Source organism: Nocardia uniformis NBRC 13702 (genome assembly GCF_001613345.1).
Lineage (GTDB): Bacteria > Actinomycetota > Actinomycetes > Mycobacteriales > Mycobacteriaceae > Nocardia > Nocardia uniformis.
In genome coordinates this window covers 14,639-27,453 of sequence record NZ_BDCE01000090.1, presented here as the reverse complement: position 1 = coordinate 27,453, position 12,815 = coordinate 14,639, and the positions used below count along the sequence as shown (strand labels likewise).

Sequence of the window (12,815 nt, the reverse complement as noted above, 5' to 3'; positions counted from 1 at the left end):
TGGCTGTCATGACCTATCGCGAAGCGCTGCGCGAAACCCTCCGCGAGGAGATGCGGCGTGATGACGACATCCTTCTGATCGGGGAGGAAATCGGCATATTCGAGGGCTCCTACAAGATCACCGCCGGGCTGCTCGACGAATTCGGTGAGAAACGGGTGCGCGACACCCCCATTGCCGAAGAGGGATTCGTCGGTGCCGCCATCGGCGCGGCCATGTTGGGTCTACGCCCCGTGGTCGAGATCATGACGATCAACTTCTCCCTACTGGCGCTGGATCAGATCGTCAATCACGCCGCCAAGATCTACGGCATGTTCGGCGGACAGACCAGCGTGCCGATGGTCATCCGCACCCCGGGCGGCGGCGGCCAGCAGTTGGGTGCGACCCACTCGCAGAATATCGAGCTGTACTACGCGTTCGTCCCCGGCCTGAAGGTGGTCGCGCCCAGCACGCCCGCCGATGCTCGCGCGCTGCTCAAGGCCGCGATCGAAGACGACGATCCGGTGCTGTTCCTGGAGAACCTGTCGCTCTACAACACCAAGGGCGAAGTGCCCGAGGACCTTCCGGCCATCGAGATCGGCAAGGCCGCGGTCACCCGCGAAGGTGCCGATATCACCCTGGTCGGATACTCCCGCATGGCGACGATCTGTACCCAGGTCGCCGAAAAGCTGGCCGCCGAGGGTATTTCGGCCGAGGTGATCGATCTGCGCAGCCTGCGGCCGCTGGACCGCGACACCCTGGTGCGGTCGGTGAAGAAGACCGGTTGCGCCGTGATCGGCGAGGACGACTGGCTCACCTACGGCATCGGCGCGGAGGTGGCGGCGTCCATCTCCGACGGCGCGTTCGACTACCTGGACGCGCCGGTACGCCGCGTGGCCATGGCGGAGGTGCCGCTGCCCTACGCCAAGCCCCTGGAGAAGCTGGCCCTGCCGTCCGTCGACTCGCTCTATACAGCCGCGCTGGAAACCCTTGCGGCCGTGGGCAAGCGACGCTGAGACCGGAGTATACGAAATGCCTGAAATCACCATGCCCCGGCTCTCCGACACCATGGAGGACGGCGTTGTCTCGGCCTGGCTCAAGAAGGTGGGCGACCAGGTCGCGCGGGGAGAGGTCGTCGCCGAGATCGAAACCGATAAGGCGCTCATGGAGCTCGAGGCCTATGACGACGGGGTGCTCGAACAGATCATCGTCGAGGCAGGTACCCGAGTGCCGATCGGCGAGCCGATCGCCATTGTCGGCGACGGTAGCGGATCGGCCGCGGCGGCGAACGGCTCGGTGCAGCCCGTTGCCTCGAACATCAGCAACGGCGATACGGCGAACGCAAGCGCTGCCACCGTTTCGGCCGGAGCTTCGAGGGCCCCTGCGGCTCCCACACCCGCTGCGAGTTCAGCACCCGCCGATTCCGGCGAGCGAAAGCGGTCGTCGCCGCTGGCTCGCAAGATCGCGCGGGAGCTCGGCGTCGACTACACCACCGTGGTCGGCACCGGTCCTGGCGGCCGGGTAACCAAGCAGGATGTCGAATCCGCTCACGCGGCGACCGAACTCGCCGCAGCGGACTCGGCACCAGCTGCCCCGCAGGTAGAAGTATCGGCCGGATTCCTCTCTCCGACACCGGCTTCGGGTGACTACGAGGAAGTTCCGCTGACGAATATTCAGCGAGTCTCGGCGGGCAGGCTGACCGAGAGCAAGCAGCAGGCTCCGCACATCTACCTGACCAGCGCCATCGACGTGACCGACCTGTTCGGTTTCCGCGCCCAGGTGAACGCCACGCTCGCCGAATCCGGTACCGGCAAGGTCAGCGTCAACGACCTGCTGGTCAAGGCTGTCGCTGTAGCCCTGCGAGCGAACCCGACGGTGAACGTGTCCTTCGCCGGAGACAAACTGCTCCAGCACAACGGCATTCACCTCGGCATCGCGGTCGCCACCCCGTCCGGGCTGCTGGTCCCGGTACTCCGCGACGCCGACCGCAAGAGCGTCTCCGCCATCGCCGCCGAAATTCGCGACAAGGCCGAACGCGCCCGCGACCGCAAACTGCGCGCCGACGAAATGAGCGGCGGCACCTTCACCATCTCCAACCTGGGCATGTTCGGCATCGAACACTTCACGGCCGTCATCAACCCGCCGGAAGCCGCGATCCTCGCCGTCGGCGCGGCCACCGACGAACTGCGATTGCAAGACGGTCAGGTGGTAAGCCGAAAGATCCTGCGCGTCACCATGTCCGCCGATCACCGCGCCATCGATGGAGCGGTGGCGGCCAAGTTCCTGGCACAGCTGAAGGAGCTGCTGGAACACCCCCTACGGATCCTCACGTAGACCATAGGTAGGAGGGCCAGACCGCACAGATTGGGTGCTGGTGCGGCTCCGAGACCGCGCACGTACTTCAGTCACCTCAGAGCGTCGAATACGCCCCAGTTGGGGCGCATCTACTACCGCTGAGCAGGTGCGACACCTCGCGAGCAGCGGAAACGTCGAGGCTATGTCCGTGGTGGTGGGACCCGTTGGGAAACGGTCGGGTCCCACCGACGGTCGGGTCCCACCGATCGTCGTGGCTGATATCAGGGGGTGGGGTTCGGAGGTCAGCCCAGGCTGAAGGGCTGGCCCCACAGGGTCACCGTGGTTTTGACGGTCTCGGTCTGTACCTTGACCTTGACGAACGCGCGGGCTTGCGCGTATCCGCCGCAGCCGGTGAGGCCGATCGTGGAATCGGACCAGGTCACACTGCCGTCGGTGCCTTTGAATGGATTGCGCGGACTGTGCGCCTCCTCGCCGAACCTATTGGCCACTTCCCGGTCGAGGATGACAAACGACGTCGCCTGTCCCGGACCGAGGCTCAGGTTCGCGCCGCTGGTGAGGCCCCCGGAGGCGTTGCCCTCCCAGTCGGACTTGCCTGACGCCCCACCATTGACGCCGCCGCCGGAGATATTGACCTGGCAGCCCACCACGTACCCGGGCTGGATCTCACCCTTCTGCACCGAACCCGACACCCGCGCCTCGGCGCGGCCCGACACCCAGGCATTGCGGTGCACCGGAGTCGAGCCCATGGACGGGCTGATGGTGGCCGACTCACTCACCAGCCGGACTGTCACGACGGTACCGTCGGTGAGGGTGCGGCTGATCTCGCCACCCGGCAATGGCACGAAAGTATCGGCCTGCGCGGGCGCCGCTGACAGCAGACCCAGTGTTGTTGCCGCGGTGCCGAAACCGGCCAGCCACGGCGAAACTTTGCGATTGATCACGGAAGATTTCCTTCAGTATTTCGCCCGCGCGTCAGCGCGGCACGAGGTGGAACTCGAGAGCGGAGAATGCGCGAGAAATGTCGTCTCAGCCGATGCTGAACGGCGCCCCGTACAGGGTGGTTTTGGAATAGTGGTCGCCGATAATCTCGACGACGCTGTAGGACCGCGCCTGGGCGTACCCCGCGCAGCCCTGGATCTGCATCTCGACGTCCTGGTACTCCAGCGAAACCACCCCGGGCTTCATAATGTCCATGAAATCGATCGCAACGAACTTCACGTCACCGGGACCGAGTTTCAGCCCGACGGAACCACCGGCCGACACCCCACCGGTACTGACTCCGCCTGAGATGCCGGCGGAGATGGCATTGTCGGCGATGCTGACCTGGCAGCCGACGATATAGCCGGTATTGACCTGCGAGGCACCGTGTGTCGACGAATTGTTCGTTCCAGGCTTGTTATTCGGATCGGTGTACGGACCGAGGTCGCCCTCCGGGGTCGCGGTCACATTCGCGGTGACCGTCCCCGACACCCACACGGACCGACCGGCACCATTGGCCGCCAGCGACGGCGACACCAGCGCGCTCTCCGCGGTACGCGTCAGTGTGACGCCGGGTGCGGACTTCTCACCGTCGGGTAGCGGCACGAAGGTGTCGGCATGGGCCGCGCCGGGTGAGAACAGGCCGAATGCCACGGCCGTGGCGGCACCCACGCCGACGGTCCGAGCTCCGCGGCCGACAGCACAATTGCTATTCATATATCCCTCATCAGATTTCAGTCATCGCCTCGATCACCGAGGACGGAGTGCTGGCCAACTCGGCCATATCCGCCCCTCGGAATCATTGAAACCAGATCGTCTCGACACCACCTTCACCGAAGGGCGGCCGGACCGCACGGCCGTGGTGGCGGCTTGATACGACCAATTGGCGTTGACTATCGCCGGGGTCGAAATGCGCTGATCTGGTCGAAACTGACCGCGTGATTTGTGCCGACAGTGGTCGACCAGAGCCGAAGGAGCAGTGGTGGCGCGGTTACGGATGATCGCCGACGTCAGTCGGGGATGGGTGTACGTCGGCGACGCCGACGCCGTACGCTCCGCAGCTGTGAGTTATCCGATGCCGCCACAGCAGCCATTCCCGCACCAATCGCAGCCGCAGCAATTCCCGCAGCAGCCCTACGCGCAGCAACCGCCGCAGGGTCCACAACCGCCGCCGGGTCCGCAGTTTCCGATCCTGGTGTCCACCATGAACGATATTCCCGGTCAGGAGATTGTTCAGGTGTTCGGGGAGGTCGCTGGGTTGACCGTGCGCAGCCGCAGTATCGGTACGAATATCGGTGCGAGCTTCCGATCGCTCGGCGGCGGCGAGATTCCGGAGTACACGCAGCTGCTCTATCAATCGCGCCACGAGGCGATTATGCGGATGTGCCAGCACGCCATGGCCTTTGGTGCGAATGCGATTGTCGCGATGCGTTTCGACTGCAATGAGATCGCGGGCACCATGAGCGAGGTGGCCGCGTACGGCACCGCTGTCCGCACCAAACCCGCCCAGGGCTGATTTCGAAGCCTGAAATCGCGGAACTCCCCGCTGAGTGACCAGGCCGAGTCACGCGCGCTGGTATTGGCGATGGAATCGCTTACGCCCGCTTCGTTATCGCTGCGGGCGGAGGAGGCGTTTGATCAGCCCAGCTCCACGTTGCGCATGGTGACAAGGGCAGTGGCGCAGAGAGTTTCGGTGTCGTCGTCGATGGAGAAGATGTCGGCGGCGGCGATCGTGATGAGGGCGCCCGGCTTGAGTACTCGGCCGCGAGCCAGAACGTGGGTGCCCTTGGCGGGGGCGAGAATCTTTACCGTGTAGTCGATGGTCATATTGACCCAACCTGGCCGGAGGAGGGTGCCTGCGGCGGAGCCGGCGGCGAAGTCGGCGAGGGAGCCGAGTACGCCGCCTTGGAAGTAGCCGTTGTGCTGGGTGAGTTCGGGGCGGTACGGCTGGCGGATGTCGACTTCGCCGGGAGCTACACGGGCGAATTCGAAGCCCAGGTGCTGGGCGGCGGGCATGGTGAGTACTACGGCGGGGACGACCTGTGCGAAATCCGGGTTCGGTGTCTGCCAGTTCTGCATGTTCAGCTCCTGTGCGTCTCGGTGAGTTCCTGTGGCGTCCACAGCACGAATTGGTTTGCGAGATAGCGGGTTCGGGCGGCGGTTCGCATGATCTTGCCGCTGCTGGTGCGTTGCACCTGACCGGGTGCGGTGAGTATGACGGCGGCCGGGGCGATTTCGTGTTCGGCGATGATGGCTGCCTTGATCGCGGCGGTCAGATCTGCAGTATCCGCGGCGTCGGCGTGCCGGAGCTCGTGCACCATCACCAGTTGCTCACCGTCGCGCCCGGGCACGGCGAATGCCGCACACGCACCTGACTGCAGGACCGGATGCGCGGACTGCGCGGTCTGCTCCAGGTCCTGGGGGTAGAAGTTGCGGCCGCGAATGATGATCATGTCCTTAGTGCGGCCCACCACATAGAGTTCCCCGTCCACCAGCATGCCGAGGTCACCGGTGCGCAGGTAGCGCCCCTCGATACCGAAGGTGTGCGCGGTGGCGGCGGGGTTGTGCCAATATCCCGAGGCGATATGGCCACCCGATACCCAGATCTCGCCAACTCGATCCGGCGGAGCTGGGTCGCCGGAGTCGGGGTGGACGATCCGGACGTCCTCGTCCGCCAGGACCCGCCCCGAAGACACCAGGGTTTTGGCCCGCTCCCCGATGGGCCGCACATACCGGCGCTCCCGCAGGGCCGCCGTGTCCACCTCGAGAAATCGCGGTCCCTCGCCCGGTGTGCTCCCCGTGACCAGCAGTGTCGCCTCGGCCAGCCCGTAACAGGGATACCACGCCCCGGGCTGGAATCCGTACGGGGCGAAGGCTTCCGCGAAACGGCGCAGCGTATCCGCTCGAATCGGTTCGGCACCGTTGAACGCCACCCGCCAGCTGCTCAGATCCAGATCGAGATCCGCTGCGGCGGCGCCGCGGGCGGTGCAGGCGTCGAAAGCGAAATTGGGGCCACCGCTGGTGTGCGCGCGATACCGGGAGATCGCCGACAGCCACAGCAGTGGGCGGCGAATGAACGCGGACGGCGACATGAGCACGCTGGTCGCGCCGACATAAAGCGGTTGCAGCACATTGCCGATCAGGCCCTGATCATGAAAGAAGGGAGCCCAGCCCACCACGGTGGACTCGCGGTTGTGACCGAAGCCCCGGCGAATCATCTCCTGATTTGCCACCAGATTTCCATGGGTAACCATGACGCCCTTGGGCGCGGCGGTGGAGCCCGAAGTGTATTGCAGGAACGCCACGTCGGCGGCGGAACTTCGCACCGGTTCGAATCCCGCCGCGGGCGTGGACATCCGATCGACAGCCAGCCAGTGCGCACCTGGGCACAGCTGGTCCAATGCCGCCGATAACGGCTCCACGAACAGCTCGAGGCTCAGTACCGCCGCGGGGTCGCAATCCCGCACGATGGACCGGGTGGCATCTTTAATCTGGTTGCGGCGCGGCGGATTCAACGGCACCGCGAGCATCCCGGCGTACAGGCAACCGAAGTAGGCGACAATGAACTCCGGGCACTGCGGAAACACCAGCAGCGCGCGATCGCCCGGCGCGCATCGCGATCCGAGTTCTGCGGCCACGGCGAGCGCCCGGGCGTGCAGTTCGCCATAGCTGAGTACGGCGGTCTCCGCGCCGTGGTCGTCGAGGAAGATGTAGGCGGTGCGGTCCGGTTCGGTGGCGGCGCGCTGCCGCAGGATCTCCGGAAGCAAAGTCGTTTGCGGCATATCGGTTCCCTACCGTGCGCCCTGCGCACCGCGGACCGCCGCCGGTAGGTGTGCGAGTCCGCGCACGATGAAACTGTGATCCTGCCATTCGAATTCGTCGGTCAGCGGTGTCAGCTCGAGTTCACGCAATTGCACGAAGGCGACCTCCGCCAGCAATTCGGCGAGCTGCCCGCCGAGGCAGCCGTGCAGACCGTGGCCGAACGCGAGATGGCCGAGGCCCCCACGCACCAGGTCGAATTCGTCCGGCCGCTCGAATACCTCGGGATCGCGGTTCGCCGCGCCCAGGCATACCAGCACCTGATCACCCGCGCGGATGCGCTGACCGCCGACCTCCACATCGCGGGTGGCGACCCGTTTGGTCAGCTGCAGCGGAGCATCGTATCGGAGTGCCTCCGTCACAGCGGCTTTCACCGTCACGTGACCGTGGCGTAGTGCGTGCGCCTGCTCCGGATGTCGAATGAGCGCCAGCACGCCATTGCCTATCAGCGATGTGGTGGTCTCATTGCCCGCGACGAAGGACATGATGCAGACGAAGACCAGTTCCTCCTCGCTGAGCGCATCCCCGCCGGCGGTCCGAGCGGCGAGCAGGCGGCTGATCAGGTCGTCGCCCGGCTCGCGCCGCCGCTGCTCCAACACCTCGGTGAGCGCGGCCGCGAATTCCTCGACGACCTCGCGCACCCGGATGAAATCGGCCTCCTGCATCAGGCCGGGCTCCAGCAGGAATCGAATATCGTGCGTCCACGGTCTGACTTGCTCGCGTAATGCGGCGGGCAATGCCATCCATTCGCAGAGCACCGAAACCGGCAGTGGGGCAGCGAGGTCGGCGATCACATCCATCTCGCAGTCGTTCCGCGCCCGGGCGATCCATCGAGCGGTGAGCTCGGTGGCCACCGGCCGCAGCCCATCCACCGCGGCCGCGGTGAAGACTCGATTCACCAGCCCGCGCAACCGTGCGTGATCCGGATTGTCGGTGAATACCAGCGACTTCCGGCCCAGCCGGGCAATGCGGTCCACATCGGTCTGCCTGAACCGCTCGGCCTGTTCGGCGACCAGTCGCGGGATCAGTCCGGCGCTGAAGCTGCGATCGCCGAGTACGGCTCGCACATCCTCGTGCCGAGTCAGCACCCACATGCCGAGGGTCTTGTGGACCGGCCGATGTTCGCGCAGCTCGCGATACATCGGGTAGGGGTCGCGCCGGAACTCGGCGCTGAACGGGTTGAATCGGATACGGGCCACCGCACCCGAGGCCGGGAGCGTCATTCGATCGCACGCCCCCGCGCGCCGAAGAATCCACTCGGGTACGGCCGCAGCACCAGCCGCAGCAGGGTGAGCTTGCCCATCCGGAAACCCATGGCCGACAGCGTGAGGTAGCGCAGATAGCGGGCCACCACCTCGGGTCCGACGAGCTCGGTGGCCGCTGCCTGATTGGCTCGCAGACGTCGAGCCCATTCGCTACAGGTCCAGGCGTAGTCGAGGCGGCCATTGGTGACCGCGCTGATCTCGAACAGCCCCTCGGTCGCCGTCGCGATTTCGGCCAGCATGGGGAGTTCAGCGTCCGGGAACACGTCCTGCTGCATGAAGGAATCAGCTTGAGCGGCAGTCATATTCGCGTAGGCAATAGTCTGAAGTGAAAGCGTGCCGGCCGGGTTCAGCCACTCGCGGCAACGGGTGAAGAATTCGCGGTAGACCCCGATCTTCTGTTCGACCGAGTCGTCGGGCCGGGCGAAGTGCTCGAATGCGCCGATGCTGATGATCCCGTCGAACGGCTCGTCCGGCTCGTACTTCAGCCAATCCTCGACTCGCACCTCGACACTGGAATACTCCTGTGCACGAACGTATTCCGCCTGCTCAGTACTCAGCGTCAAGCCGACCGAACAACCCACGCCCCGCGCCTGCGACAACTCGCGCAGGATCGCTCCCCACCCGCACCCGATGTCCAGTACGGCGCGGGCATTTCGGGCATCGACGGCGTCGAGGTGATGACGAAGCTTGTTGGCCTGCGCGACTTCCAAAGTGTCGCTCGGCGTTTCCCGCAGGCCGCAAGAGTAGCTGAGTGACGGGTCGAGCCAGAGCCGATAGAAGTCGTTGCCGACATCGTAGTGGTGGCGGATGGCCGCCGCCGCGGCATCGGACCGCTCGGTCACGGTCCGGCGGCTATCGATCGCGGCCATGCTCAGGCCACATTCGCACTGACCTGCTGGTGCAGGTGGGTGGCAACGGCGTCGAGGGTGGGGTGCTGGAAGAGATCCTCCGGCGAGATATCGACGCCGTAGCGCTCCTCGACCTCGATCAACAGCGCGACGGCCAGCGCCGAGTCCACGCCGAGCCGATCGAAATCCGCAGTGGGGTCGATCGAGTCCGCGGGCACCCCCAGTTGGGTGGCCAGATACTCCTGGCACCACGTGACAATGGCTTCTCTGCTCGTGACCTGCGTATCCATGGGTAAGCCTCTCTCGGTCAATGCTTCAGGCGGCAATGCGTTTGGCGGACATCCGTGTCTGCGACGGCACTTTGAGATCCCAGGCCAGCCCCGCCGCGGCCAGCGTGCGGATCAGCCAGTACCCGGGGTCGAGCCGATACCAGTTCAGGCCGAACGACGGGGATTCCGGGAAGGCATGGTGATTGTTGTGCCAGGATTCGCCCAATGTCACCAGGGCGAAGATGCCGCCATTGTGACTGTTCTCCCGGGATTCGTAGGGCCTCGTACCGAACATGTGCAGGAACGAATTGATCGCCCACACAATGTGTTCGAGCACGAAGATGCGGGCGAGGCCGCCCCAGAGCAGCCCGCTCACCGCGCCGGTCCAGCTCATGGTGACGAGCCCGCCGGTCACGGTGGGAATGAACAGCCCCAGCGCGACCCACCAGTAGTACAACCGGGCGACGCGCACCAGGCGGCGATCTTTGATCAGGTCGGGAGCGTAGTGCACGATATTGGGGTATTCGTGCCGCCGCATCCACAGGAAATGTGAATGTGCCAGGCCACGTAGGGCTCCCGCGAAGCCACTACCGGAGAGGTTGGGCGAGTGCGGATCTCCCTCGCGGTCACTGCATTCGTGGTGACGGCGATGCAGTGCCACCCAGGAGATCACGCCGCCCTGCCCGGCCATCGACCCGAGGACGGCGAGCACCGCGGCCACCGAGGGCGCGGCCTGGAAGGTGCGATGGGTGAACAGCCGGTGGTAGCCGACGGTTACCCCGAGACCGGTGAGCAGCCACATCGAGAAGAGCAGGGCGAATTCGAGCATGCCGAAGGGACGAACCCAGACGAACGCCAGGGCCGCTCCGGTTCCGGCGATGGGAAGAACGTCGAACAGCAGGAAATGCCGGCGTTGGAGACGATGGATGTAGGGATTGCTGATCGTTTTCTTGCGTGGTTCGGGTGTCCCGGTCGGGGTGCTCGAGTCGATGGCCATGAGCCGATCCGTCCTTCGAAAACTACGTGGGGTCAGAGGTCCAGGACCAATGTGTCGGAGTGGGCGCGGGAGACGCAGAGCATCATGGTGTTGCCGCGCGCGCGTTCTTCGGCGGTGAGGATCTCGTCGCGATGGTCGATGTCGCCGCGCAGGACCGCGGTTTCGCAACTGCCGCAGGTGCCTTCGCGGCAGGACGTGATGATGTCGATGCCCGCGGCCTCCAGCACATCGGCGATCGACCGGCGATCATCGATGCGATAGGTGACGCCGGTGCTGTCCAGTCGCACGTCGAAAGCACGGTTCTCCGTGGTGGCGGCGACGGGGCGGGCCGCGAAACGCTCGGTGCGGATCGTCGATCCCCTTGTCGCGGCCTGCTGTTCGATGGACGCGAGCATGGGTTCGGGGCCACAGCAGTAGATCTCCGCCTGCCCGGCCTCCTCGAGGATGTGAGGCAGGGGCAGTAGCCCGTCCACATCCTGCGGCACCAGCGTGACTTCCCGATAGCGCGCGCCGAGGTGATCGGCGAAGGCCATGTGGGCACGGCTGCGAGCTCCGTAATACAGCCGCCATCGGGCACCCGCCGCCTGTGCGGCCGCGATCATGGGCAGGATCGGTGTGATGCCGATCCCGCCCGCGATGAACACATACGACGATCGTGGTGTCAGCGCGAAATTATTGCGGGGCAGCGAGACCCGGAGCTCCGTGTCCGGAGTAGCCGTGCGATGGAGATGGGCCGAGCCGCCGCGGCCGTTTCGCTCGTACAGTACGGCGATCTGCCACAGCTGCCTGTCGGCCGGATCGCCGCATAGCGAATACTGGCGCACTCCGGCGTCTCCGGCGCGCACATCGATGTGCGCGCCGGGCGACCACGCCGGTAACGGGCTACCATCGGCGGCCGCCAGCACCAGCGAGAAAATATTCTCGGCCTCGTCACGGCGGCCGACCACTCGCACGGGAAATTCGGTCATGTCCGGCCCCTGTCGAATATCGAAACCCGATCGTCGTCGCCACAACTCTCACCGAGGTACGCCCGGCGCGCAGGGCCGCGGTGGTGACTCGATTCGTCCGATTGGCGTTCGCTATCGCCACCCTCGCAATGCCGACATCTGTTCCAGACTGACCCCGTGACTTGTATGCCGGCAGTGGTCGACCAGGCCTGAAGGAGCAGTGGTGGCGCGGTTATACCTGGATGCGATCTCCAAGCGATTCGCGGGGACCGATGCGGTGCGGGCGGTGACGCTGGATATCGCCCACGGCGAATTCCTGGTCCTGCTGGGTCCGAGCGGTTGCGGGAAATCGACGCTGTTGCGGCTGATCGCGGGGTTGGAAGAACCGACGGCGGGTCGAATCCTGCTGGACGGCAACGATATTTCCGATGAACCGCCACAGCGCCGAGATTTGGCCATGGTGTTTCAGAGTTATGCGCTGTATCCGCATTTGACGGTGGAGAAGAATATCGGGTTTCCGCTGCGGTCGCGACGGCAGCCGCGGCGCCAGATCGCCGACCGGGTAGCGGAAGTCGCCACGGTGCTCGGGCTCGGCGAACTGCTCGACCGGCGTCCGGCAGCGCTGTCGGGCGGCCAGCGGCAGCGAGTCGCCCTGGCCCGCGCCATGGTTCGCGACCCTGGCGCATTCCTGATGGACGAGCCCCTGTCGAATCTGGACGCCAAACTGCGCAGCGCCACCCGCGCGGAATTGATCGCCCTGCATCGGCGACTCGGCGCGACCTTCGTCTATGTCACCCACGATCAGGTCGAGGCGATGACCATGGCCACCCGGATCGCCCTGCTCAATGGCGGCCGGATCGAACAGGTCGGCACGCCGGAGGAACTCTACGACCGCCCCCGGTCCACCTTTGTCGCCGGCTTCCTCGGATCCCCGCCGATGAACCTCTTCGACGCCGAGGTCCGTCCGCATATCGACGGCCTGCGCGTGACGGCCGAAGGTATAGACGCCGCGCTGGGCATCGACGTCGACAGTGCCATCGACAGCGCCACCTCGACCCACGTCATTGCCGGAATCCGTCCCGAGCGACTGCGAATCACAAGCGATATCAGCGCGATTCGCGGCCAGGTGACCATGGTGGAGAACTTGGGCAGCGAGGAGCTCGTCCACGTGCAGATCGGTGACGCCGCCCCGACCGCGGCGAATCGAACCGTGGTCGCCCGGGCCCCGCGTCCGGCTGGAGTCCGCGTCGGCGACGCGATCGGCTTCGCCGTGGATCCGACCGATATCCACCTCTTCGACCCGGCTACCGGTCTGCGCCTGACCTGGCAGCGGCCGCCTTCGGACGTCCCACTCGGGGCCCACGCCACCGCGGCCGTCCCCGTCCCCTGATTTCACCACC

13 protein-coding genes and 1 pseudogene are annotated in these 12,815 nt (G+C 65.6%); 5 read left to right on the top strand and 9 right to left on the bottom strand.

The window, feature by feature from the left end:
- Positions 1–8 precede the first annotated feature (8 nt).
- Positions 9–992 (top strand): alpha-ketoacid dehydrogenase subunit beta, encoded by a 984-nt coding sequence (locus tag NU1_RS32775; protein WP_212761165.1) that lies wholly within the window; start codon positions 9–11, stop codon positions 990–992.
- A gap of 16 nt (positions 993–1,008) precedes the next feature.
- A complete protein-coding gene (locus tag NU1_RS32770; protein WP_170264156.1) occupies positions 1,009–2,310 on the top strand; it encodes a dihydrolipoamide acetyltransferase family protein in 1,302 nt (433 codons plus the stop codon).
- Between the two features lie 263 nt (positions 2,311–2,573).
- Here NU1_RS32770 and NU1_RS32765 read toward each other — a convergent pair whose 3' ends face one another.
- Positions 2,574–3,233: an MspA family porin gene (locus NU1_RS32765; protein ID WP_067527396.1), complete on the bottom strand. Its 660-nt coding sequence runs from the start codon at positions 3,231–3,233 to the stop codon at positions 2,574–2,576.
- Positions 3,234–3,318: 85 nt separating this feature from the next.
- Positions 3,319–3,987, bottom strand: a complete 669-nt coding sequence (locus tag NU1_RS32760; protein ID WP_067527394.1) for an MspA family porin — start codon at positions 3,985–3,987, stop codon at positions 3,319–3,321.
- A gap of 472 nt (positions 3,988–4,459) precedes the next feature.
- Here NU1_RS32760 and NU1_RS32755 point away from each other — a divergent pair, with 472 nt between their 5' ends.
- Positions 4,460–4,786 carry a YbjQ family protein gene (locus tag NU1_RS32755; RefSeq protein WP_218027872.1) on the top strand — a complete coding sequence of 109 codons (327 nt, stop codon included), beginning with the start codon at positions 4,460–4,462 and terminating at the stop codon, positions 4,784–4,786.
- Positions 4,787–4,908: 122 nt separating this feature from the next.
- On the opposite strand, the gene NU1_RS32750 is transcribed toward NU1_RS32755, so the two are convergent.
- Genes NU1_RS32750 through NU1_RS32720 form a run of 7 tightly spaced genes read right to left on the bottom strand, consistent with a single transcriptional unit; the run spans position 4,909 to position 11,436 of the window.
- Positions 4,909–5,349, bottom strand: coding sequence for a PaaI family thioesterase (locus NU1_RS32750; protein WP_067527392.1), 441 nt, complete (start codon positions 5,347–5,349; stop codon positions 4,909–4,911).
- A 2-nt stretch (positions 5,350–5,351) separates the two neighbouring features.
- Positions 5,352–7,052: a fatty acyl-AMP ligase gene (locus NU1_RS32745; RefSeq protein WP_067527390.1), complete on the bottom strand. Its 1,701-nt coding sequence runs from the start codon at positions 7,050–7,052 to the stop codon at positions 5,352–5,354.
- A gap of 9 nt (positions 7,053–7,061) precedes the next feature.
- On the bottom strand, positions 7,062–8,312 hold the full coding sequence (locus NU1_RS32740; protein WP_067527388.1) for a cytochrome P450: 1,251 nt from the start codon (positions 8,310–8,312) through the stop codon (positions 7,062–7,064).
- Complete coding sequence (locus tag NU1_RS32735; RefSeq protein ID WP_067527386.1) at positions 8,309–9,223, bottom strand: SAM-dependent methyltransferase; 915 nt, start codon at positions 9,221–9,223, stop codon at positions 8,309–8,311. Before NU1_RS32735 ends, NU1_RS32740 begins: the two co-directional genes overlap by 4 nt.
- A gap of 2 nt (positions 9,224–9,225) precedes the next feature.
- Positions 9,226–9,492 carry an acyl carrier protein gene (locus NU1_RS32730; protein ID WP_067527384.1) on the bottom strand — a complete coding sequence of 89 codons (267 nt, stop codon included), beginning with the start codon at positions 9,490–9,492 and terminating at the stop codon, positions 9,226–9,228.
- A 25-nt stretch (positions 9,493–9,517) separates the two neighbouring features.
- Positions 9,518–10,468, bottom strand: a complete 951-nt coding sequence (locus NU1_RS32725; RefSeq protein WP_067527382.1) for an acyl-CoA desaturase — start codon at positions 10,466–10,468, stop codon at positions 9,518–9,520.
- 32 nt (positions 10,469–10,500) lie between these two features.
- Complete coding sequence (locus tag NU1_RS32720) at positions 10,501–11,436, bottom strand: PDR/VanB family oxidoreductase (protein ID WP_067527381.1); 936 nt, start codon at positions 11,434–11,436, stop codon at positions 10,501–10,503.
- A gap of 301 nt (positions 11,437–11,737) precedes the next feature.
- Here NU1_RS32720 and NU1_RS44490 point away from each other — a divergent pair.
- Together NU1_RS44490 and NU1_RS44485 are read left to right on the top strand one after the other, a co-directional pair.
- Positions 11,738–12,061, top strand: a pseudogene (locus tag NU1_RS44490) (ATP-binding cassette domain-containing protein); the annotation flags it as partial.
- A gap of 18 nt (positions 12,062–12,079) precedes the next feature.
- Entirely contained in the window at positions 12,080–12,805 is a 726-nt protein-coding gene (locus NU1_RS44485) for an ABC transporter ATP-binding protein (protein ID WP_443093788.1), read from the top strand.
- Positions 12,806–12,815: the final 10 nt, after the last annotated feature.